Raw genomic sequence first — 22,098 nt, 5'->3', positions numbered from 1 at the left:
GAGCAAGCTGAAAGCACGTATCAGAATATATCCCGCACCAAACATTGGCACGGGCATAAAGCTATCTAATCAAATCTGAAGCCATGAATCGATGGCAATGACCCTGATATTCGTCAAGGTCTCGCCACCATCGAAGTATCAAAGGTCACGGCAAGAACGATCCTCGACCATGAACATCGGACTTTAAGAGTCATTTGTTCGCAATCAAGAATCGCTCCTGCCTTCCCTGGTTACGCCGCCACGCGCCGTCCCTCGACACGCGCATCCAGTGCCTTCCAGTCGACCACCAGCTCACAGCCGCGCGTCGACGCGTTCCGCGACCATTCGCGCAACATTTCCAAACACGCCTGATCGACATGCAAAAGGCGATCGAGCACCAGTGTCAGCCGCGTGTTGTTGGGCACACGCTCCAAGGTACGGGCCATGCTTGGCACCTTGAGAAACGTCGCCGAGCCTTCCAGATGCAGCGATGCCTCACCTGGCGTGGCATGGTCCTGCAGGCCGATTTTCAGCTTGGACGACAGCAGCGCCAGGCGGAACAGCGACAGACCGAAGCCTATGATCACGCCTGCCAGCAAGTCGGTGGCGACAATCGCGATCGTGGTAGCCAGGTAGATTGCCGCGGTGCCCTTGCCGTAAGTAGCGAGGTCCTTCACTTGCCCCAGATTCACCATTTTCACACCGGTATACACCAGAATGCCGGCCAGACACGACACCGGCGTCATGCGCAGCAGCCACGGCAGCAGCATCGCCAGCACCAGCAACCAGGCACCGTGCATAATCGTCGCGCCACGCGTGGCGGAACCGGCCTGTACGTTCGCGGCACTGCGCACGATCACGCCGGTCATTGGCAGCGCGCCGAAAAAACCACACAGCATGTTGCCGATGCCCTGCGCCGTAAGCTCGCGGTCGTAGCGGGTGCGTTCGCCGTTATGCATGCGATCAACCGCTGCAGCCGACAGCAGCGTTTCCGCGCTCGCAATAAACGCGAACGTGACCGCGGCAATCAGCAGGGTGGGATCGAACACATCCGCCAAGCCCGTCCACGTCGGAAACGTAATCGCCGAGAACAAATTCGACGGCACGTCGACCTTTTTCACGGCAATGCCCGCCATCTGTACAACACCTGTCACGGCAACCACGGCCAGCAAGGCGCCCGGGACAAACTTCAGCTTGGTCGGCCGCAGCTTTTCCCACGCCAGCATGATCACGATGGTCGCCACGCCAACGGCCAGCGCTGCCTTACCGGTACCACCAGCGAAGGCATCCATCAGTGCACCCGGCAACGCGGCAAAGTTCTGCAGACCCTTCGCCGCCGGGCTGGCATCGAGTATCACGTGCGCCTGGGAAGCGATGATAAGAATGCCGATACCCGACAACATGCCAGCGACCACCGCAGGCGAAGTCATGCGAAACCAGATGCCGACGCGGCACAGTCCTGCCGCCACCTGGATCAAGCCCGCCAACAAAATCACCGGACCCAACGCCGCAACACCATGCGTGCGCACCAGTTCGAACACCAGCACCGCCAGACCTGCTGCCGGGCCACTGACCTGCAATGGCGAACCGGAGATAAAGCCAACCACCAGACCTCCAACAATGCCGGTAATCAGACCGGCGGCGGGCGGCATACCCGAGGCAATGGCGATGCCCATGCACAGCGGCAACGCCACCAGGAACACCACGACCGATCCCAACAGGTCGCGGCCAAACAGACCTTGCGAAAAGTAGTTTTTCATCGGGGCACCTTACGCGGCCGTGGCAACAAGCGAGGCAAAGCGAGTCCTCGGCGACGCCTCGGGCATGGCAGAGCCCGATAGCGGCACATCGACAAACTTGCCCTTGGTACCATCGAACACGCGCAGCTTGGCGTCAGGAATTTCGAAGATCCAGCCGTGGATAGTCAAACTGCCTTTGGCCATGCCGACGGCCACCGCTGGCAACGTGCGCAAATGCTCAAGCTGAGCGACCACGTTCTCCTCGGTGAGGCAACGCAAGTAATCCTCCCCGTGCAAATGCGCACATTTCTCGGCAGTGACATGCTGCGCCACATCCGCATGCTTGAGCCAGGTTTCCACCGATGGCATGCCTTCGAGTTTTTCAGGATGTTGCAAGGCTTTCATCGCGCCGCAATCCGAGTGTCCACAGATCACGATGTGCTGCACCTTGAGCACCTTCACGGCGTACTCCACCGCAGCGACCACGCCGCTGACGTGCTGCGCATACGGCGGCACGATGTTGCCGATGTTGCGATAGACGAACAGCTCACCCGGCTGCGCCGAAAACATCATCTCGGGCATCACCCGCGAATCGGCGCAGGTAATGAACATCGTGTGTGGACTCTGGCCGTTGGCCAGGCGCTCGAATACCTCGCGCTGCTCGGGAAAAACTTCACGGCGGAAACGGGCAAAACCATCAATCATGCGTTCCATGGGATATCTCCGGAAATAGGTGGCCGCGCCGCGAAAGCGGCGAAGCGAAAACAGATGCCCGTCTGCGCCGATGGCGCTTCGAAGGGCTGAAAGGAAGAGAAAGGCCGCGTCCGGACAGATGGCGGCAGGCATGGCGCCTAGACGATCGGTGGCCGCAGCTCGGACGTGGCGTGCCACTGCAGCGGGGCTGCATGTGCCGTCGTCGGACGGGACTTTGGAGGTAGTGCCTGCGGCACCGTCAAAGCATCCGGGACATCAAGCGTGTCATTGGGGCCGTTATCCTCCGCCGACACGGTGTCATCAAGCGCGGAGGTATCGAGATCGCCATTGACGGTATCGACAACCGCAGCTACCGAGTGCACAAAGGTGAGACTCGCATGCGTCGCTGCCGCCGTACCCAACAGTCCGGCAAACAGCACCAACGCGATCAACGCGCGGAGCAAAGGACGGCTATGGATGAAGGCAGAAAGCATGCATCTAAAACTACGCAAATTGAATCACGCTGACAAGTGGTGCAGTGCAAAATGATTATCGATCTTCAGCTTGGCTTTTTTGGACGTCCGGACATCGCGCCACTACTGCGTTTCCAAGGAAAACGAAATAGCCGTCTGATTCAGTTAGCAGCAATTTTTGCAATGGCTCTCGATGGTGATCGAACCATCATCAAGTTTAGAGATCGAACGAACGCCATGCTTCAATAACTGGCGTTCGTTCGGTTCATGAGCAGCAAAACGGACACTTGTCAGTTCCAGCGGCCGTTACTGCCACCCACACTGAAACGTCCAGCGCCAAGCAGCGCGATGGCAATGGCGGTGCCCAAGTACATGCCCTGCAATTCCAGCGCCCAGCCGCCTGTATTAGCCAGCGAGATCAACTGACTCACATGCACCAGTGCGAGCGCGACAACCATGTTGATGGCGATGATCACCGCACCCAATCGCGCCAGCAGACCCAGGATGAGCAGCACCGGCGCAACAACCTCGCCGATATAGACGCCGTAGGCGATGAACGATGGCAGGCCAGCCTGGGCCACGACGCCAAGCACATAGCCCGGACCGAGGATCAATTTTGAAACACCATGAAACAAGATCAAGACACCCAGCACAACGCGAAGCACCAACTTGCCCAGATCAGTGGAACCTTGCATGGAAATCTCCTGAGTCCATCGGCATGGACCGTCGGCGATGACGGCGTGGATGACAATACAACCTGGCGACGCCAATCTCCACGCGCAAACCGTGCCCAACATGGCTACTTTGCGCTAATAAATGGCCATCTGAAACGGAGCAGGTAGAGGCGCCGAAATCTGACTTCGGCATGCTCGAAACCAGAACAGCACGAACACGAGCCAGTCATCGTGGCGCCGCCAGGGAAAGCTATGGGGTGATTCAAAAGCAACCGTAATGCGGTATTTTCCACCTCAACGTTTTCATTACGTGGCGTTGGCGCACAATGCACGTGACTATGGAAATTCTGACCCGGGAAAATCGCCTTCTGTGCGTCCTCATTCTGCTGCTGGGCGCTGCGGGATCTGCTGGCGCGCAAGACATCTACAAGTGCACCAAGAATGGGCAGGTCGCTTACACCGACCGACCCTGCCCTGGCGGTAAAGGCGAGTTGCTCCACCAGGCCGACGACAGCGAAATCATTGACCAGTATCTCGACCTGGGTCAGGACGATGTCGCCAAACGCTATGCGGTTTCGCACAATATCGATTCGCTCTATAAACAGCGCCTCGAAGCTCGCAAGCAGCGGATGGAAGCCAAGGCCCAGCAGCAGGCTGACGAAGCCGCCCTGGAAAGACAGCGCGAAGAAGCCGACCGACAGCAGGCACTGATCGATGCCGCAGCCAGCCGCAGCCGGCTGCAAGGTGAGAACGATGCGCTGCGCCAGCAAAACGCCGAGTACCTTGATCAACTGTCCCAGCCGGTCAACAACAATGGGGGGCCGTACTACAACGCTGGCCCTGGCTACTGGGGCGGCGGCCCGCCTTACGGTGGTGGTCACGGCCCCGGCCCAGTTGGCCCGCCCACGCCAGCACCACCGCCCGTCTTCCACCCGTGCGTGCCAATTGCGGGCGGCACAGTGAAGTGTTGAGGGCTGGTAGCTGACTCCCATCACCCTTTACGGAAATTCGATTGCCACTGGTTCGATTGCAGCTGGCGCGAAACTGGCTTGCGCATTTATAGCCCAGGCGATTCGGCTACCACTGAAAACATGACAACCGATAACGCCATGCTGATTATTTGATCGAATAAATGTATCGTCAGTTCGATGCTGACCGGAACCTGGCGGCAACGCCTGAAAGTCAGTGCCATAGCGATCTTTGATCACTTCCAGTGAACGCCAAGCACGAGGCCGCCATGCAATCTCCACGCAGATCGCGAACCATTCCAAGCATTACTGGCATCGTTTTTATCCTGATAGGTTTGGCGCTCGGCGGCGGTGGCGCCTGGCTCATTGCCCTGGGCGGTTCGCCTTTCTATGCCATTGCCGGTCTCGGCATCCTGCTCACCGGCATCCTGCTGCTGGCGGGGCGACGGTCGGCATTGTGGGTCTACGCCATCGTCGTGATCGGCACCCTGGCCTGGTCGATCAGCGACATCGGCTTCGACTGGTGGCCACTGGCAGCTCGCGTCGACATCATCTTTCCGCTGGGCCTGTGGCTGCTGACGCCCTGGATCACCCGCAATCTGGGTCGCGATGATAGTCCGACCACCAGAACTCCGACGTGGCCGTTGTGGATTGCGGCCATCCTCAGCGTCGTCGTATTGGCCATTGGTCTGGGCTCGAACTATCACGATATCAACGGCAACATCGCGGCATCCGTTGCGGGCGCCGTTGCAGGATCGCTTTCGCCGAATGACGACGCTCAGCCGGACGAAGACTGGCGCGATTACGGCCGGACCCAATTCGGTCAACGCTATTCGCCGCTGGCCCAGATCACTCCGGCCAACGTCAAGCATCTGAAAGTGGCGTGGACCTTCCGCACCGGCGACCTGCCTGGCAAGAACGACCCGGTGGAAACCACGTTCGAGGTCACCCCGATCAAGGTGCACGACACGCTCTACCTTTGCTCGCAACATCAGCGCCTGTTCGCGCTCGATGCGAAGACCGGCACGCTGCGCTGGTCCTACGACCCCAAGGTGCAGGACAACCCGACCTTTCAGCATCTGACCTGTCGCGGCGTGTCGTATCACGAAACCGTGGCCGGCGCGCTCAACGCCGATGGCACGCCGGCGCCGACGGACTGCCCGCGCACCATCTTCCTGCCGGTCAACGATGGCCGGATGATTGCGCTCAACGCCGATAGCGGCAAACTGTGCGACAGCTTCGGGGACCACGGCACGCTGAGCCTGGAAGAAGGCATGGGCGAGCACACACCGGGCTTCTACGAGCCGACCTCGCCGCCGATCGTCAGTGACAAGATCCTGGTCGTCGCGGGCGCGGTCATCGACAACTATTCCACACGCGAGCCGTCCGGCGTCATTCGTGGTTTCGACATCCATACCGGCAAGCTGGTCTGGGCCTGGGATTCCGGTGCTCAGGACGAAAATGCCCTGCCTTCGGCGACACACACCTATACCAACAACTCGCCCAATTCCTGGATGACGGCGTCCTACGATCCCAAGCTCGGCCTGGTCTACATGCCGATGGGTGTGCAGACGCCGGATATCTGGGCCGGCAACCGCACGCCGCTGGCCGAACGTTATTCGAGCGCGCTGGTTGCGCTGGACATCAACACCGGCAAGCGCGTCTGGTCGTACCAGACCGTGCACCACGATCTGTGGGACATGGATCTACCCTCCCAGCCGACCCTGGTCGACCTGCCGACAGCCAACGGTGTAGTTCCCGCCGTGATGCAACCGGCCAAGACCGGCAATCTGTTCGTGCTGGATCGCCGCACCGGCCAACCCATCGTGCCGGCCCCCGAGCGCCCAGTACCCCAAGGGGCTGCTCCCGGCGATCGTACATCGCCGACCCAGCCGTTCTCCGAATTGACCTTCCGGCCCGAAGCAAAGCTGACCGGTGCCGATATGTGGGGCGCCACGATCTTCGACCAGCTGGCGTGCCGTATAACCTTCCACCGGCTGCGCTATGAAGGCACCTTCACTCCACCCTCGCTGCAGGGCACGCTGGTCTTCCCCGGCAACCTCGGCATGTTCGAATGGGGCGGCATTGCGGTGGATCCGGTCAGGCAGATTGCCATCGCCAATCCGATGGCGGTTCCCTTCGTATCGACACTGATACCGCGCGGCCCGAACAATCCGGCCGCACCAAACAACGCGCATCCGTCCGGCACCGAAAACGGCGTCCAGCCGATGTACGGCACACCGTATGGCGTCGATCTGCATGCCTTGCTCTCACCGATCGGCATTCCTTGCATGCGGCCACCATGGGGCTACATGGCCGGCATTGACCTGAAGACCAAGAAGATCGTCTGGATGCACAAGAACGGCACCATCCGCGACAGCTCGCCCATCCCGATTCCGTTCAAGCTGGGCGTACCGACCCTGGGCGGCCCGATGACCACGGCCGGTGGCGTCGCCTTCCTCACCTCGACGCTGGACTATTACATTCGTGCGTATGACGTCAGCACCGGCGAACAGCTGTGGCAGGATCGTCTTCCCGCCGGCGGCCAGTCGACGCCGATGAGCTATGCCGTCGATGGTCAGCAATACGTGATTACTGCCGCGGGTGGTCACGGCTCCTTCGGCACCAAGCTTGGCGACTATGTTATCGCCTACAAGTTGTCGAACTGACCTGCCGCGGATATCGCCGCGCATAGGAGGCCCGCATGCTGATCGTCATCAGCTACGGGCGTCCTATGGATGGGTGATTCGCGACGGGCTTGAGTCAGCGACGACTGCAAAGTGCTTATTTGGAAGCATGCATCCTGCTTGCTGATTTGCTGGTGCCCTGGCGGCGAGCCAGCATGATGCGCGGTAGATTGACCTCGATCCACTCGCCCAGCCCACTGACATGCTCGGCAACCTCTCGACCTAACGGCGTCAGCGTGTACTCGACGTGGGGCGGCATCACCGGCAATGACTTGCGCTGAAGAAATCCGTCCCCTTCGAGCAATTGCAGAGTCTGCGACAGCATCTTCTCGCTGACTCCGCCGACTTTTCGTCGTAGTTCGCTGAAGCGATGCATGCCGTCGAGCAACACCAGCAGCACCAGCACGCCCCATCGACTGGTGACATGCATCAGCACCTTGCGAGACGGGCAATCCGTTGAAAGCAGTTCGCCTTGCCGCAGTCGTGACGCCAGCGGCTTCACGTTCTCGGAAAGTTTCTCTCGTGCGCTCATGAATACTTACCTTTATGTCAGTACTTACTGAACGTAAGTATAAAGGTTAACGTGCTCTCACATTCAAACAGAGAGACATCCCCATGATCGTCATCACCGGCGCCACCGGCCAACTTGGCCGACTCGTTATCGACAACCTGCTCAAATCCGTGCCCGTGGCCCAAATCGTTGCCGCCGTACGCAACCCCGACAAGGCGGCTGATCTTGCTGCGTCGGGCCTGCAGGTTCGCAAAGCCGATTACGATGAGCCGTCCACTCTGGATAGCGCTTTCCACGGAGCAACCAAGGTATTGCTGATCTCCTCCAACGATCTCGGCAAGCGGATAACCCAGCATCAAGCCGTGGTGGATGCCGCCAAACGCGCGAAGGTACAGCTCATTGCCTATACCAGCCTCCTGCACGCCGATTCATCGCCCTTGGCACTGGCTGACGAGCATCGCCAGACCGAAGTCAGCATTCTCGCTTCTGGCCTACCCTACGCATTGCTGCGCAACGGTTGGTATACGGAGAACTACGCCCTCGCCATTCCGGCAGCGCTCGCCCACAACGCGCTGATCGGATCTTCCGGCGAAGGCCGTATCTCGTCCGCATCGCGGGACGACTACGCCGCCGCTGCTGCCGCCGTTCTCACGAGCAACCTTCAAGGCAACCACATTTATGAGCTGGCCGGAGACGCCAGCTATACGCTGGCGGAGTTCGCCGCCGAGATCAGCAAACAGTCGAAAAAGCTCGTGTCGTACGTGAACATGCCGGAGCTCGATTACAAGGCTGCGCTGGTTGCCGCTGGCATGCCGGAACACATGGCCGGAGTGCTCGCCGATTCGGGCATCGGCGCCAGCGCTGGCGGCCTCTTCGACGACAGCAAACAGTTGAGCAAGCTCATCGGACGTCCCACCACACCGATGAAAGAAACCGTTGCATGGGCACTGGCAAAGCAGGCCGGATAAATAATCGGGTAACTGGGACAGAGCCCGTTAATGGCAGGTTTCACAACGCACGAAATGGGGCTGCGTGCCTTTTGGTGTAAAGCGCACGCTGACCTCTCTTGTCACTCAAAACTGAACGTGTGGCCCCGGCGCCGTAACGAGATTGAATGCCACACCTTCGGCCTTCGCCTCTGTCACGCTGACCCAGAAAATTTTTTCCGGCGGTGTCGAGCGCCGCTCCCACTGCAGGTGGGGCGAGAAGCCGGCATGATCCAGCGCGGCGACGCTGCGGACCTCAAGCTTCTGCTTGGCTACCTCATTGAGTGCAGGATCGAATTCATGGGACAGGCTGTTCTGGTGCAGGCCGAGGTGTGAACCCGGCGCCATCTCGCGCTGGGGCACGGTGGCCCAAAGCAGCACACAGGCGCTGGCGCAGTAATTGACGACCTCCAGCGGAAGATGCGCGGCGGTGATCACCTCAGCCGTGCGGAACGCATCGTTGACCAGGCCACCCTGGCTTCGAATAAGGATCTTCAATGCATCAGGATGGGCCTTGATCACCATATCCAGATCGTTGGTGAGGTGTGGGCCAATGGCGCCCTTGATGACAATGTCGTGGGAATTTTCATTGAAGGAAACCAGCGCGTTGTCCTGCCGTAACCGATAGGCAAGCAACGACGCGCTCACTTTCGCCAAGCTGACGCCGATCACGGCAGCCAGCACAATCACGAGGCTGCCGAGGACAAACATGAGTCCGGGCGATTGGGCACGACGACGAATTCGCCAGCTGCCAATGCTGATGATGGCCAGTGCCAGCGCGATCAGCGTGCATTCCAACATCCACAGTACGTGTGGTTGCTGCGCTCCCAACGGCAATATGCGAAAACTCCAGGCAGGCACGGCGATGATCACAGCCGAGCCGACCAGTAACAGTCCGGCGAGGATAGCCGGCCACTGTCGGGAGGCCCGACGATGGCCCGGCCAACGTCGTCCCAGCGACTGCCAGCGCGACTCGCCCGAGCACCATGACACGACATCGGCACCGAGTTCGCCGGTGTCATAGCGACGGCGAACCTCCGCCTCCTCGAAAGGACCCAGCGTCTGGCCGTGCTGGCGCAGATGCATCATCTGACTGGCGATACTCATCACCGCACCTTGATATAGATGATGGCGCCTGCCCAGATGATCAGGCCTATGGCAAAGAGTGCTGTAGCCACGCCACCGGGCGGCCGATGCGTCACCACCCATGCACGATGAACATCCCAGCTTGCCTGACGTTCGTTGACCAGGGTGCGGTAGCCAACGATCTGGGTAATCAGCGCGACGATCGGAATCCCCAGACCTACGCCTTTAAGAAATACTTCGAGCTCGCGCGTCAACGCATGCATGACACCGATGGGCTTGCCATCGTGTCGTGTGATGCGCACACCGAACAGCCATTTACCGGCCGTGGTACCCGTCAGGCCTAGCAACAACGCCTGCACAGGAATCACTATCACGAACGTCATGATGCTCGAGAACAGCGGGTTACGCATCAGTCCATCGACGCCGGTCACGCGGTGCAAGGTCGCTGGATCGATGGCTTCGAGCACGAAGCCGACGATCATCCACAGAGCAAGGCCGACAACCAGCGTATCGACATAGCGGGCGAAATATCGACTCCACGGCGAGGGACCAAGATCCTGCCAGCCATCGTCTTCGACTGCGAGATCTGGCGGGCGCACACCGGCGGGCACGTCAATGGATCCATTAGGTGCGCGCCAGTCAACGCTGGCGTACTCGGGCAGCGGTGGAGGAGTGGAGCACCTGAGGCCCGCCTCGGTGAACGACGCCCAAGCCGGCATGCCTTCTCGCCATACCAGTGCCTCGGCATCGAACATACCGTTGGCGAACATGCGCTCAACCGCGTCGCGGTCGTATGGGCCTCTGGGTTGACCGTCCACGCCCACATACCATGCCTCTTCCATCCGCTCCTCCATTGAGGGGATCCTGGGCTGACGCAGCATGCCGGAACGCTTCCCCCCGGCGGCATTCCGGAGTTGATGCTAGCGCAATCGCAGGTACGTTTTGGTGCCGGCGCATCGACAACGAAAAAGTCAGCAATCACCCAGTGACGTCAGCCCAGCAGAAATCTGCTGGGCTGACGTGCCAACCGGATTATTGGAAGCGCTTGCCTCCGTGAGCGGGAATGAATTGCGTGTCGACGGCTTCGGCAAGCTGGTCTGGTGGCAGCAGGCCCTGGGCAATGAGAAAGTCGTTGAACTGTTTCAGGTTGAAGTTGTTGCCGAGTTCGATCTGCGTGTGTGCACGCAGTTCCAGCAAGCGCGAGTAGCCGTAGAAGTAAGCGGTGGCCTGACCCGGCGAGCGGAAGGTGAAGCGGTCGAGTTCTTCGCGGGCAAACGCCTCGGACAGACCCACGTCGTTGACCAGAATGTCGTGCGCACGATCATGTGTGATCAGGCCGAGATTGAGCATCGGATCGAGGAACGCACGCGCCGCACGCAGCAGGCGCAGTTGCAGCGCGATCATCTGCCCGCCCTTTGGTTCGTACGGCATCATCATGTATTCGGAATACAGCGCCCAACCCTCGACGTTGACGCTGTTGAAGGCGAACAGCGATCGCGCGAGCGAAACACCATGCTCCACCATCGCCGAGAACTGCAGCTCGTGCCCCGGCCGCCCTTCGTGCGCGGTGAGCGTCCATGCGCAAGCCTTGCAGGTGAAGTCGTCGTAAGCCTGGTTGTCGCCCTTGCCGTTCGGCGGATTGCCGAGCGGCAACACGAAGGCGCCACGTTCGCCGTGGTTGTTGATCAGCGGCGGCGGGTCCATGTGCGGCGCCGGCTCCGCCGCACTCTCTGCTTCCGAAGCCACGCGCATGATCATCTCGCGGTTGGGCAATGAGACGATGCCCTGCTGGCGGATGATGTCCTGGATCTTGCCGATCACCTGGTGGTAATACGGCTCGATCGAATCGCGATCGAGCTGCTGCTTCTTCAGGCCCTTGATCACGTCGCGGTAGTCGGTGGCATTGATGTTCTCGGCCTTCGCCACGTCCGGCGCCATCATCTGCATCTGCGCCTGGGTTTCCATGAACTCCAGTTCGGCCTTCTTGATCAAGTCCTGCGGACTGATGTCGAGGCCGACCTGCTTGAGATTGTTGGCGTACACCGCCGGCGGCAGGCGGAAGTCGGTACGAGCATGCGGTAACACGGTGGACTTGACCCATGCGTCGTAGTCGTTCAGCTGCTTCTGCATGGCATCCAGTGCGGGACCGGCGCCGTCGATCTTGTACTTGGCGTACAGCTTGCGGATACCGTCGACATAGCGTGTGGTATTGGCCAGATTCTGTTCGACCTCGACCTTGTACGGGCCAATCAGCTTCGGATTGTCCAGCTTCGCCTGGAACAGCGCCTGAGCTTCCTTGGTTACCGGTGTGCAGCCGGCGGTCATGCCGACATAGCACTGCAGGCGCTTGAGCGCGGATGGTCGGCGCGCGGCGGCGACCTGATCCTGCAGCAGGGTGAACTCGCCTTGGAAAACGGTCTGGCCGACGTCGGTGTAAGGCAGCAGATACTGCTCGTTGAGCTTGCTGTCCTCGATGTTGCGATCGGCCGCCTTGATCATGATCTGCAGATCCTGACGCACATCCGCATCGGTTTCCGTCGCCAGATTTTTCTGCAGTTCGTCACGCGCTGCCGTCATCGCGGCACGCGAGCGTTCGCCCACGTTCGGCTTGAGATCGATCGCTTTGTCGTCGTAGCCTGGAAAACCGAACTGCGAGGCAAACTCGGGATTGAAGTCGGCCAGTACTTTCAGCAACGGCTGGGCGTCGGCATCGCTCCTGGCCACCCAGGCCGGTGTGGCTTGAGCGGCGGAAGTGGACGAACTGACGGGCGCAGCCTGTGCGGCGACAGCGCCACTGATGGCCAACGCGATACCTGCAATCAATGGTTTCAACATGGATATAACTCCCCGGTGGATAACCGAGGGTAGACCGTGTGGCGCAATGTCGGATATGCCGAAGGTCATGCAGGGTGCCATCCGGCCCGGCGCTTTCGGCTAACAGAAAGCACAACGCGCAAGGCCTTGTGGGCGGTGCGCGGCGCCCTGCATCGCGGATTCCTGCATGTCATCCGCCTGCCGCTTCATGAGGATTACTTCACGAAGGTTTCTTCGCGACGGCAGCATCCAACTGCTCGATCGTTGCCGATGATGGCGGCTCGCTTGCCTGCAGCTGCGTGGCCACGGCGGCGGCTTCGCGCAGCACCCGCAGCATGTTCCCGCCGGCCAGCTTGCCGAGTTCCTCGTCGGTCCAGCCGCGTCGTGCCAGCTCCACGAGCAGAGCCGGGTACTTGTCGACGCCTTCCAGGCCCTGCGGCGTGTCGGGAATGCCGTCGAAATCGGAACCGATCCCGACGCAGTCGATCCCGGCCACCTGGCGTAGGTGTTCGATGTGATCGGCAACCATCGCCAGCGTGACGACGGGTTTGGGATGCTGGCGGTCCCATTCGGCCAGCGCCGCCTTCGCTCGCTCGGGCTGACCGATGTAGAGGCCGGCGTAAGGTGGTGCGTTGAAGCGGGTCTGCTCGGCAGCGCGATCAGCTTCCCAGCGATTGCGAGCAGTCGACACATAGGACGGCGCAAAGGTCACCATGACGATGCCATGGTTGCGCGCCACCATCTTCAACACATCGTCCGGCACGTCGCGTGGGTGATCGTCCAGTGCACGTGCACCGGAGTGCGAAAACATCACGGGCGCGACCGAGGTAGTCAGGGCAGCGCGCATCGTATCCGGGGATACATGGCTAAGATCGACCAGCATGCCGAGGCGGTTCATCTCATGCACTACCGCGCGTCCGAACGGCGTCAGCCCATGATGCTTCGGCGCATCCGTCGCGGAATCGGCCCAATCGTTGTCCAGCGTGTGGGTCAGCGTCATGTAGCGCGCACCGACGGCGTACATCTGGCGCAGCATCGGCAGCGAATCGTCGATCTGGTGACCGCCCTCGATGCCGATCAGCGATGCCACGCGGCCGGCCTTGAACGCCTGCATGATGTCGTCCGCCGAATAGGCCATCTGCAGATCCTTCGGATAGCGGCCCACCATGGTGTGCACGATATCGATCTGCTCGAGCGTCATCTTCACCGCCGCAGGGCCGGTGACCGTCGGCGGAATCCACACCGACCAGAACTGCGCACCGAGATGACCTTTGTGCAGGCGCGGGATGTCCGTCATCAACGGCGTCTGCATTTCACCGTCTTCCGGCTTCAGCGGAAGGTTCGCCGTACTGACGCTGAGGTCCACGCCAGCAGCATTGGCGAAACGATCGCGAATTTCCCACGCCAGATCGTTGTGGCCGTCGATCAATGGCGTCTTCGCAAGCACATGATCGACGCGCGCAATCAGAGCGGCATCGTCGGGTCGAGCCGCCATCGCCAACGACGTGCACAACGTGGCCAGGATCGTGGCCAGGATCGTGGCCAGGCCGACAATGGCCTGGGTCGAGCGTCTGCTGATCGTCATGTCTTTTCTCTCCATGTTGTTCCGGATGCGCAAAAGGGCTGCTCCCGGCAACGCAGAACTACTGAAACGCGAATCCCACCAGCAACGACGCATCACTTGCCAGCGAACAACGCCTGCAGCTGCGGATAAGGCATCGAGCCTTCGGCCAACGATTCCGAGCGACCTGTGTCGAGGAAATCCCTTGCCAATCTCTCCGCCTGCCCCCAGAGCATCTGTGATATGCCCGAGCCTGCGCTCAGGCGTCGCACGCCCAGCTTGCCCAGCTCATCCGCCGATGCCAGACCAGGGTACGCCATGAGATTGATCGGCAGGCCGACGCCTTCCACGATGGCGATGATCTCGGGCGCATCGCGTAGCCCCGGAACGAACAGGCCATCGGCACCCGCCGCACGATAAGTCGCGCCTCGCGACAGCACTTCGTCGACGCGCTTCGATGCCTCGACCAGGTTCGCCAGGAAAACATCCGTGCGGGCATTGACGAAAATATCCAAACCCGACTTCGACGCGGCATTCTTGATCGCTTCGATCTTCGCCGCGAGTTTGCCTGGCGCGTCCCGCCCGTCCTCGATGTTGATGCCGGCGACGCCCGCATCGAGCAACCGCCTGATGGTTTCGCCCACGACGTTTGCATCGTCCGAGTAGCCGTTCTCCATGTCGACCGACAACGGCACGCTCAGCACTCGCGCCATGCTGGTGGCGGCGCTGATCGCTACGTCGGCAAGCATCTTGCCACCATCGGGATAGCCTAGCGCCCACGCCACGCCCGCGCTGGTGGTGGCGATGGCCAATGCACCGAGGCTTTCGAACAGTCTGGCGCTACCGGCATCCCAGGCATTGGGGAGCCGCAGCGGTTCGGGGCCGCCATGCAACCGGCGGAAGGTGGCTGTTTGCTGGGACATAACGATCTCCATCGAATCCGTCGTGAGTGTCATTCGCAGAATAGCGTCGGGTCCAGGCCGCCGCGCCGAACAAGGATGCCTGCGCCTGCGATGTTGTCAACTTGCAGAATCAGTCGTTATGCAGACCGTGCAGTGTGGGGAGAACACCGAAAATCGGCGCGACATCACTCACCCTGGGACCTTATGGTTATGCCATGGTTATGCCTGGATCGTGTCTACAGAGAATCGACAGGCGGCAAAAATGGCGCTGCAAAGACACCATCACATTTAGATACGTGCCAGCGAATACAGCCACCTGGCCTCTATTCTGGTGAGCAGTACCGGCATACCGGACGTCTCGTTCCATAAGGCACCGCACTGCTTGCATCGCATGAGATAGGTTGGGCCGGCGGGATTCGTCGCCAGCCGATCAAAGCGATCGTAGGGTGCGTGATAACCGGACTGGCAGTCGCTACAAAGCATCGTCGAACTTCAAACGGGTGAATAAAAACAGCGGCAACGAATGATCCCACATGTCGGCTTGGTGCCTGTGGAATATGACGCTCGATACCGGCGACTTGCTGTATCGATGGCAACGACAAGAACGGCGGATTCACTATTACGAACCACTGAAAAATCGATTGTTGATCAGAACCCGCAAAGTGAAATTCCCGGCTTCCAAAGCGAGCGAATCAGACCGGACACGCTCCCGTATCCGTCAATGGCGATGTATCGGCGCGCGTCAATGGCGCCAGCGTCACACGGTTACGGCCATCGGTCTTGCTTCGGTACAACGCGTTGTCGGCGCGGCCGATCGCATCGTCCAGATCTTCCCCCGTGGCCAGTATGGCGACACCCATCGAGAGGGTGAAGGCAATCGTTTCGCCCGCGTGATCGATCAGCATATCGGCGATACCCGCACGTACACGCTCGGCGAAATCCACCGCATCGTCGGGCTCGGTGTTCGGTAGCAGGAAAAGAAACTCCTCACCGCCCCAGCGCGCGATGATGTCCTGCGTCCGGCATGCTTCGCGGAACAGTCGACTAGCCCGCGTCAGGACCAGATCACCCGCCTCGTGACCGTGGCCATCGTTGATCTGCTTGAAATCGTCAATATCGGCGAGCACCAGTGACAGCGTCTCGCTGGCATGTCGCGCCCGCGCGATTTCCGGCAAGGCCAGGTCCATCAGATGTCGCCGGTTGGACAATCCAGTCAGCGCGTCACGGGTCGCCAGTTCGCGCAGCTTGCGCTCGCTCTTGCGCACCAGGCCGTAGTAGAAGCGCGCCGTATAACTGGCCATCGCGAAGAAAATGGAAACGTTGAACACGTTGAGAATCTGCAGCGCCGACTCGCCCAGTGGGGCCAGCGCACCGACAGCATGAGCAGCGGCATGCAGGCCGAGATAGGAAAAGAACAGAACGATCAACGGCGCCATCACCCTGCGCCAGCCGCCGCTGACCACGATGGCGGGAATGAACATAAGCAAGTAGTAGTGAAAACCGCTGTCCCAACCCACCAGCATGGTGCCGATCGCGGCATGTGCGACTACCTCCGTCCATATCAGCAACAGCGCGGGGGAATTTCGGCGTCGCACCAGCAGCCCGTAGGCCGCGGCATACATGCCAATACTGACCACGTTGAGCCACGCCAAGAGTGGCGAATCCACAGCCAGAAAAAACACCAGGAAAGCCACATCAACGCAGGCTGCCAGTATCGTCACGCGGCGAGTCATCACCCAGAAGGCCGAATGCGTGCTGATCAGGCGCTGATCGCCGGATGAAGCACCCACTGCCGACAGCGGCACACCAGGGGAAACCGTATCGGATGCAGCCTTGCGTGTTGCGGACATGCCGAGCAGGCACCTATGTTCGAACTTGACGATGGCAGGAATACGGCTTGAACGCCTATGCGTCCGCAGTGTTGCACCACCGTATCGGTATGGCCAGCTAGACACCAATGAGGCCCGATGCTGCGTGATAGCGGCATCACAGTCGATCACCCTTGCGTGGGTTGCGCCATGCGCTGAGCGGCAGCGGCATTCCCCGTGCAGGGTTCAGCAGCAATACGCCACGGCGCATCGCATCTTCTTGCTGCGAGCGAAGCAGTGCTGACCTGTCTCGGAATGTTCATATCCGGATGATTGAATGGCCCCCGAGCCGTGCGCGCTCCCGACGTGGCTTGCCGTAACCACGGAGGAGATTCACTGAATTTCGCTGCGGCCGCCCTGTCCGGCTAGCCCTGTCTCGTTGCACCTATCAACAGGAGTTCTCCTATGTTCCGCCCTCAACTATTCCGCAAGACGCTGCTGTGCGCTTCGATCGCCTCAGTGGGGTTGGCATTCGCAGTCTCGGCGCAGGTGACTTCGCCTGCGGATCAAACGCTTTCCCCAGACCACGGGATTAACTGGCCATGGCCTGGGCGTACGACTCCCCAGGACGCCGTACGGACCGCCACACCGATCAAGCACTTGGTGGTCATCTTTGGCGAGAACCGTTCCTTCGATCATTATTTCGGCACCTACCCGGTAGCCCAGAATCCGCCTGGTGAGCCGGTGTTCACCGCAAAGCGGTCGACGCCTGCCGTCGAGGGCCTGACACCTGCCCTGTTGACGCATAACCCGAACGCACTCAATCCGGTCAACGGCGTCAACGCAGTCAATCCGTTCCGGCTGGATCGCACGCAGGCCAACACCGAAGGCCAGAACCATTCCTATACGCCGGAACAGCTGGCCTACGATAACGGTGCAGCCGATCGGTTCCCCGCCTACACCGGCAACAACACGGTCAGCAGCACCGGTACCTTTGGCACCAACGGTCTAGTCATGGCCTACTTCGATGGCAACACCGTGACCGCGATGTGGAACTACGCCCAGCACTTTGCGCTTAACGACAATGCCTATACCGACACCTTTGGACCCTCGACACCAGGCGCGCTCGAAGTGGTATCTGGCACTACCAACGGCGCCCAGGCCATCGTCGGCTCGGCGTCGACCGTTCCCGATACCCAGGGCGGCTTGACCCTGATCGGCGACACCGACCCGGCCTACGACAGCTGTTCCTCGACGTCCAGCACGGCCCGGATGACCTCGAAGAACATTGGCGATCTGTTGAACGCCAACAATTTGACCTGGGGCGGCTTCATGGGCGGCTTCGACCTGACCGCCACCAACAGCAACGGAACGACGGGCTGCGCACGTAGCACCTATTCCAGCGTGCTGGCTGCGACCAAGACCGACTACACCCCCCATCACAACTGGTTCCAGTACTACGCATCCACGGCGAACGCATCTCACGCACGCCCGAGCTCAATCAGCAAGATTGGCTATACCGACCCGAAAGACAGCAGCGCAACGCCAGTTCACCACGAATACGACGTGAACGATTTCTTCAGCGCCGTGTCCGCCGGAAACTTCCCCTCGGTGAGCTATCTGAAAGCGCCCGCAGTGGATGATGCGCATCCAGGCAATTCGGATCCTCTGGATGAACAGGAATTCGTCGTCAAGGTCATCAACTTCCTGGAGCACCAGCCCGACTGGAAGGATACGGCGGTCATCATCACTTACGACGATTCCGATGGCTGGTACGACCATCGTTATGCGTCACCCACCACGGCCTCGTTCGATTCAACCACGCCGGAAGGTTCAGTCACGGGCGCCGATCAGCTCAATGGCTCAGGCAAATGCACCGGTCCCAATGCCAAGCCGGGCATCGGCGTGCATGGTGGCGTCGTCAATGGCCGCTGCGGCCCCGGCACGCGCGTTCCGTTCCTGGTTATCTCGCCCTATGCACGCGTCAATTACGTCGACGATACCCGCATCACGCAATCCTCGGTGGTGCGCTTTATCGAAGACAACTGGCTCGGCGGTCAGCGTATCGGCCAGGGTTCGAACGACGCGACAGCCGGTAGCATCATGGGCATGTTCGACTTCCGCCGTAACCCGTTCGATCTGGCACGACCGCTCTTCCTGGACCCTAACCAGGGCACTGTAATCGCCAAGCACACCGATCCCCGCTGGCCGTAAAGCACCACCTTCAGGCAACGCCGTGTAAGCCCTAACGGACTCACCCGTGCCCAGACGTTCCACTGGGCACGGGTGATTTCTCTACGTATGGCCTCACCTGCATGTCGCGATCCCGCTGTAATGAGGGGATCCACGATGATTTATTCTCGCCAATCCCATTGAAGCTACCGGATTCCCGCTTTGCCGTCCGACGCCCGATCATCCCAACGCCCTGCATCTCGCAACCACGCCCATCGGCTGAAAGCCGCTTGCTGTCTGGCTCTCGTTTCCAGTTGCCTGCTCGCCTATGGACTGGCCAATCGTGCCGATGCGCAAACAGGTAAAGGAACGGTTGGTTCGGATGGCGTCAACCCGCATCCTGTGCAATTGAATCTCCCGCCAGTGCAGCCGCTGAGTGCGGTCGCGCAACTGGGCAAGCTGCTGTTTTTTGATGCATCGCTATCAGGCTCGGGGCAGCAATCCTGCGCGTCCTGCCACAGCCCCAAGTACGCCTACAATCCGCCGAACAAACTCACCGTCCAGCCGGGTGGCGCGGATCTGAAAAGCTTCGGCTACCGGCCGCCGCCCTCGCTGGCCTATCTGTACCGGCAACAACCGTTCGGCATCGGCCCGGATACCAGTCCGGACGATGTAACCATCAATCTCAACGCCGTGGCAGCCTCGGCCAGCGGTGACCCCAGGGCACAGAAATCAGCCGGTACCACGCAACCGATAGCCATGGTGCCGCAAGGCGGATTGTTCTGGGACGGTCGTGCCGACTCGCTGCAGCGGCAGGCTTTTTTCCCCGCACTTGATCCGGCCGAAATGGCCAACGTCAGCGTGGTCGCGATCGCCGGGAAATTGACCACCGCCGATTACCGCCAGCGATTTATCCAACTGTTCGGCCCGACCATCTTCAACGATCCGGATCGGCTCGTGTCCGAAGCGATGTTTGCCATCGTGCGCTACCAGATCGAAGACCCGTCCTTCCACGCCTTCACCAGCAAATACGACGCGTGGCTGCAAGGCAAGGCCCGGCTCAACCCCGCCGAAATGCGCGGCCTGCAGGCCTTCAACGATCCACAAAAAGGCAACTGCGCCGCCTGCCACCTGAGTCAGGTGAGCCGCGATGGCCTGCCACCGCTTTTCACCGACACCCAGTACGAAGCCCTCGGCGTACCGCGCAACCCGCACCTGCAACTCAACAAGAATGCCGAGCACTTCGACCTCGGGCTATGCGGCCCCATCCGCAAGGATCTGGCCAGCCAGAAACAATACTGCGGCATGTTCCTCACCCCGACCCTGCGCAACGTCGACCGCCGCTCCGTGTTTTTCCACAACGGCGCGTACAACACGCTGAAACAGGTGATGGACTTCTACAACCTGCGCAGCGTCCAGCCCGAAAAAATCTATCCCCGCGACGCCAGCGGCAAACTCGCGCTCTACAACGACATCCCCAAAGCACTGCAAGGCAACGTCGACATCAAAGATGCTCCCTTCGACCGAAAAGTCGGCGACGCACCAGCAATGTCCGATCTCGACATCCAGGACATCATCGCCTTCGTGCATACGCTGGATGATGGCTATACACCAACACCGCAGCCGGCGGAAACGAGCAACACTAAAGATACTCAGTAGCCTGACCATACGGGGTCACCGCAGCGACTAGGCTCGGCGACGGCCGTTTCCTCTTTAGCCTAACCTCTGTAACCTGCTTTTACGGCTGCGAGCCTTTGTCGATTTTATTCGCGAGAGCTGATGGCGAATTTCACTGGCTATTTCTTCCGAGCAGCCGACGGAGATCAGCCATCGCGCATGTTCTTCCATCGACCGGGGGACTACCGTTAGAAGGCCAGCGGCAACCCGTTAGAGTTTGAAGACCTAAAAGAATCGCGGCAGAGATTCAAGCGAAGCCGGCGAAGATATCGTTCAGTTGCCTGCCTGGCGTTCCATTGGCCAGACCCTTAAACGAACCGGTCCTGATCTGTTCGGCAGCCACCAATGCCGCGCCCCAGGCAGCCCGTGCCAACGCACCGCCGATACTGATGCGTCGCACGCCGAGATCGGCCAGTTCGGCGACGCTCCATCCGGTGTCCATGACCAGAACATTGAGCGGCTTGGGTGCCACCGCACGGACCATCGTCGCGATATGGGCCTTGTCGCGTACGCCCGGCGCATACAGGCAGTCGGCCCCCGCCATGGCAAAAGCAACCAGCTTGTCGATGGCCGGCGTGATGGCATCGGCATCGTGCAGCAGGCCCTCGGTACGAGCCACCAGTATGACGTCCTCGCCTGACCGATCGATCGCTGCACGGGCAGCACGGATGCGTTCCACCGCAAAGGCGCTGTCGTAGAGGCCGAATGGGGCCTCGATATCACGATCCTCAATCGAGAGGCCCGCCACACCCGCCTGCACGGCGAGCCCGACATTGACCGCTACCCCTTCGGGATCGGATGCAAAACCGGACTCGAAATCGGCGTTCACCGGCAGATCAACCGCTTCGCACAGAGAAGCCAGATGCTGTAGTACATCCGTAAGCGTCACCGCATAGTCGGGGCGACCTGTTGACCAGGCATAACCCGAACTAGTCGAGGCCAGCGCTGCAAAGCCTAGGTGCTGCAACATCCGTGCACTGCCCACATCCCAGGGATTGGGCAGCACGAAACAACCTTGCTGGTGCAGGGCGCGAAAGATGGTGCGTTTGTCAGCAACTGTACGAGTCATCGGAGCCTCATCTTGGTATGCGCGAAGAACCGGGTATCGAATGGTGGTCAACTTTCCCATTGCCAAATAAAGGCGATAATCGCCCAGATTAACTATCTCCGTCCCCTTTGCTGCCAACTGTTGGTCCGACCCAAACAGACGGCCCACAAAGGCCGCCAGCCGCCATGCACACTAATTGCCGATCGCGTCGGCCGCAACGTTGCCGGATCCGGCAACGCTCGCGGGCCATCCACGCCTACGACTTCTTCAACGCGCTGACCGATCCTGATCTGCTGGACGTCGTCGACCAGCAGTTGCCC

18 protein-coding genes are annotated in these 22,098 nt (G+C 60.3%); 6 read left to right on the top strand and 12 right to left on the bottom strand.

Annotated elements, in window-relative coordinates; all coding sequences use genetic code 11:
• Positions 1–230: 230 nt before the first annotated feature.
• The 3 genes from HDE80_RS19500 to HDE80_RS19490 all read right to left on the bottom strand — a co-directional run bounded on the left by HDE80_RS19500 (position 231) and on the right by HDE80_RS19490 (position 2,905).
• Positions 231–1,739: a SulP family inorganic anion transporter gene (locus HDE80_RS19500; protein ID WP_184673643.1), complete on the bottom strand. Its 1,509-nt coding sequence runs from the start codon at positions 1,737–1,739 to the stop codon at positions 231–233.
• Positions 1,740–1,748: 9 nt separating this feature from the next.
• Positions 1,749–2,432, bottom strand: a complete 684-nt coding sequence (locus HDE80_RS19495; RefSeq protein WP_184601364.1) for a carbonic anhydrase — start codon at positions 2,430–2,432, stop codon at positions 1,749–1,751.
• Between the two features lie 137 nt (positions 2,433–2,569).
• Positions 2,570–2,905: a hypothetical protein gene (locus tag HDE80_RS19490; protein WP_184673641.1), complete on the bottom strand. Its 336-nt coding sequence runs from the start codon at positions 2,903–2,905 to the stop codon at positions 2,570–2,572.
• Positions 2,906–2,956: 51 nt separating this feature from the next.
• Between HDE80_RS19490 and HDE80_RS19485 the strand changes: the two genes are divergently transcribed.
• Positions 2,957–3,133, top strand: coding sequence for a hypothetical protein (locus tag HDE80_RS19485; protein WP_184673639.1), 177 nt, complete (start codon positions 2,957–2,959; stop codon positions 3,131–3,133).
• Positions 3,134–3,174: 41 nt separating this feature from the next.
• Here HDE80_RS19485 and HDE80_RS19480 read toward each other — a convergent pair whose 3' ends face one another.
• Positions 3,175–3,579 (bottom strand): DoxX family protein, encoded by a 405-nt coding sequence (locus HDE80_RS19480; RefSeq protein WP_184673637.1) that lies wholly within the window; start codon positions 3,577–3,579, stop codon positions 3,175–3,177.
• A gap of 317 nt (positions 3,580–3,896) precedes the next feature.
• On the opposite strand from HDE80_RS19480, the gene HDE80_RS19475 reads away from it, so the two are divergent.
• Both HDE80_RS19475 and HDE80_RS19470 read left to right on the top strand, forming a co-directional pair.
• Positions 3,897–4,529 (top strand): DUF4124 domain-containing protein, encoded by a 633-nt coding sequence (locus HDE80_RS19475; RefSeq protein WP_184673635.1) that lies wholly within the window; start codon positions 3,897–3,899, stop codon positions 4,527–4,529.
• Between the two features lie 266 nt (positions 4,530–4,795).
• Complete coding sequence (locus tag HDE80_RS19470; protein ID WP_184673634.1) at positions 4,796–7,195, top strand: glucose/quinate/shikimate family membrane-bound PQQ-dependent dehydrogenase; 2,400 nt, start codon at positions 4,796–4,798, stop codon at positions 7,193–7,195.
• Between the two features lie 115 nt (positions 7,196–7,310).
• Here the strand turns inward: HDE80_RS19470 and HDE80_RS19465 are convergent, their stop codons facing one another.
• Positions 7,311–7,745 (bottom strand): helix-turn-helix domain-containing protein, encoded by a 435-nt coding sequence (locus HDE80_RS19465; RefSeq protein ID WP_184601368.1) that lies wholly within the window; start codon positions 7,743–7,745, stop codon positions 7,311–7,313.
• Positions 7,746–7,828: 83 nt separating this feature from the next.
• Between HDE80_RS19465 and HDE80_RS19460 the strand changes: the two genes are divergently transcribed.
• Positions 7,829–8,692 (top strand): SDR family oxidoreductase, encoded by an 864-nt coding sequence (locus tag HDE80_RS19460; RefSeq protein ID WP_184673632.1) that lies wholly within the window; start codon positions 7,829–7,831, stop codon positions 8,690–8,692.
• A 105-nt stretch (positions 8,693–8,797) separates the two neighbouring features.
• On the opposite strand, the gene HDE80_RS19455 is transcribed toward HDE80_RS19460, so the two are convergent.
• The 6 genes from HDE80_RS19455 to HDE80_RS19430 all read right to left on the bottom strand — a co-directional run bounded on the left by HDE80_RS19455 (position 8,798) and on the right by HDE80_RS19430 (position 16,923).
• Positions 8,798–9,817, bottom strand: a complete 1,020-nt coding sequence (locus HDE80_RS19455) for a GYF domain-containing protein (protein WP_184673630.1) — start codon at positions 9,815–9,817, stop codon at positions 8,798–8,800.
• The gene (locus tag HDE80_RS19450; RefSeq protein ID WP_184673622.1) at positions 9,817–10,638 is read right to left on the bottom strand and encodes an RDD family protein; all 822 of its coding nucleotides are present in this window, start codon (positions 10,636–10,638) and stop codon (positions 9,817–9,819) included. Before HDE80_RS19450 ends, HDE80_RS19455 begins: the two co-directional genes overlap by 1 nt.
• A 190-nt stretch (positions 10,639–10,828) precedes the next feature.
• Positions 10,829–12,628 carry a DUF885 domain-containing protein gene (locus HDE80_RS19445; protein ID WP_184673815.1) on the bottom strand — a complete coding sequence of 600 codons (1,800 nt, stop codon included), beginning with the start codon at positions 12,626–12,628 and terminating at the stop codon, positions 10,829–10,831.
• 202 nt (positions 12,629–12,830) lie between these two features.
• Positions 12,831–14,195 carry a dipeptidase gene (locus HDE80_RS19440; RefSeq protein ID WP_221437729.1) on the bottom strand — a complete coding sequence of 455 codons (1,365 nt, stop codon included), beginning with the start codon at positions 14,193–14,195 and terminating at the stop codon, positions 12,831–12,833.
• 92 nt (positions 14,196–14,287) lie between these two features.
• Positions 14,288–15,094, bottom strand: coding sequence for an isocitrate lyase/phosphoenolpyruvate mutase family protein (locus HDE80_RS19435; RefSeq protein ID WP_184673620.1), 807 nt, complete (start codon positions 15,092–15,094; stop codon positions 14,288–14,290).
• 671 nt (positions 15,095–15,765) lie between these two features.
• Positions 15,766–16,923 (bottom strand): GGDEF domain-containing protein, encoded by a 1,158-nt coding sequence (locus tag HDE80_RS19430; protein WP_184673618.1) that lies wholly within the window; start codon positions 16,921–16,923, stop codon positions 15,766–15,768.
• A 423-nt stretch (positions 16,924–17,346) separates the two neighbouring features.
• Here HDE80_RS19430 and HDE80_RS19425 point away from each other — a divergent pair, with 423 nt between their 5' ends.
• On the top strand, positions 17,347–19,095 hold the full coding sequence (locus tag HDE80_RS19425) for an alkaline phosphatase family protein (protein ID WP_184673616.1): 1,749 nt from the start codon (positions 17,347–17,349) through the stop codon (positions 19,093–19,095).
• Between the two features lie 180 nt (positions 19,096–19,275).
• Positions 19,276–20,712, top strand: coding sequence for a cytochrome c peroxidase (locus tag HDE80_RS19420; RefSeq protein WP_221437728.1), 1,437 nt, complete (start codon positions 19,276–19,278; stop codon positions 20,710–20,712).
• Between the two features lie 265 nt (positions 20,713–20,977).
• Here HDE80_RS19420 and HDE80_RS19415 read toward each other — a convergent pair whose 3' ends face one another.
• Positions 20,978–21,799 (bottom strand): isocitrate lyase/phosphoenolpyruvate mutase family protein, encoded by an 822-nt coding sequence (locus tag HDE80_RS19415; protein ID WP_184673615.1) that lies wholly within the window; start codon positions 21,797–21,799, stop codon positions 20,978–20,980.
• Positions 21,800–22,098: the final 299 nt, after the last annotated feature.

Source organism: Rhodanobacter sp. A1T4 (genome assembly GCF_014207185.1).
In the GTDB taxonomy this organism is placed as follows: domain Bacteria; phylum Pseudomonadota; class Gammaproteobacteria; order Xanthomonadales; family Rhodanobacteraceae; genus Rhodanobacter.
The sequence above is the reverse complement of the archived record's forward strand: the minus strand, read 5'-3'. Positions and strand labels throughout refer to the sequence as shown.

Coding starts and splice junctions, on each gene's coding strand:
- HDE80_RS19470 (WP_184673634.1), top strand. CDS start 4,796: ATGCAATCTCCACGCAGATCGCGAACCATTCCAAGCATTACTGGCATC.
- HDE80_RS19495 (WP_184601364.1), bottom strand. CDS start 2,432: ATGGAACGCATGATTGATGGTTTTGCCCGTTTCCGCCGTGAAGTTTTT.
- HDE80_RS19425 (WP_184673616.1), top strand. CDS start 17,347: ATGTTCCGCCCTCAACTATTCCGCAAGACGCTGCTGTGCGCTTCGATC.
- HDE80_RS19415 (WP_184673615.1), bottom strand. CDS start 21,799: ATGACTCGTACAGTTGCTGACAAACGCACCATCTTTCGCGCCCTGCAC.
- HDE80_RS19465 (WP_184601368.1), bottom strand. CDS start 7,745: ATGAGCGCACGAGAGAAACTTTCCGAGAACGTGAAGCCGCTGGCGTCA.
- HDE80_RS19455 (WP_184673630.1), bottom strand. CDS start 9,817: ATGAGTATCGCCAGTCAGATGATGCATCTGCGCCAGCACGGCCAGACG.
- HDE80_RS19480 (WP_184673637.1), bottom strand. CDS start 3,579: ATGCAAGGTTCCACTGATCTGGGCAAGTTGGTGCTTCGCGTTGTGCTG.
- HDE80_RS19475 (WP_184673635.1), top strand. CDS start 3,897: ATGGAAATTCTGACCCGGGAAAATCGCCTTCTGTGCGTCCTCATTCTG.
- HDE80_RS19440 (WP_221437729.1), bottom strand. CDS start 14,195: ATGACGATCAGCAGACGCTCGACCCAGGCCATTGTCGGCCTGGCCACG.
- HDE80_RS19490 (WP_184673641.1), bottom strand. CDS start 2,905: ATGCTTTCTGCCTTCATCCATAGCCGTCCTTTGCTCCGCGCGTTGATC.
- HDE80_RS19460 (WP_184673632.1), top strand. CDS start 7,829: ATGATCGTCATCACCGGCGCCACCGGCCAACTTGGCCGACTCGTTATC.
- HDE80_RS19430 (WP_184673618.1), bottom strand. CDS start 16,923: ATGTCCGCAACACGCAAGGCTGCATCCGATACGGTTTCCCCTGGTGTG.
- HDE80_RS19435 (WP_184673620.1), bottom strand. CDS start 15,094: ATGTCCCAGCAAACAGCCACCTTCCGCCGGTTGCATGGCGGCCCCGAA.
- HDE80_RS19450 (WP_184673622.1), bottom strand. CDS start 10,638: ATGGAAGAGGCATGGTATGTGGGCGTGGACGGTCAACCCAGAGGCCCA.
- HDE80_RS19500 (WP_184673643.1), bottom strand. CDS start 1,739: ATGAAAAACTACTTTTCGCAAGGTCTGTTTGGCCGCGACCTGTTGGGA.
- HDE80_RS19485 (WP_184673639.1), top strand. CDS start 2,957: ATGATTATCGATCTTCAGCTTGGCTTTTTTGGACGTCCGGACATCGCG.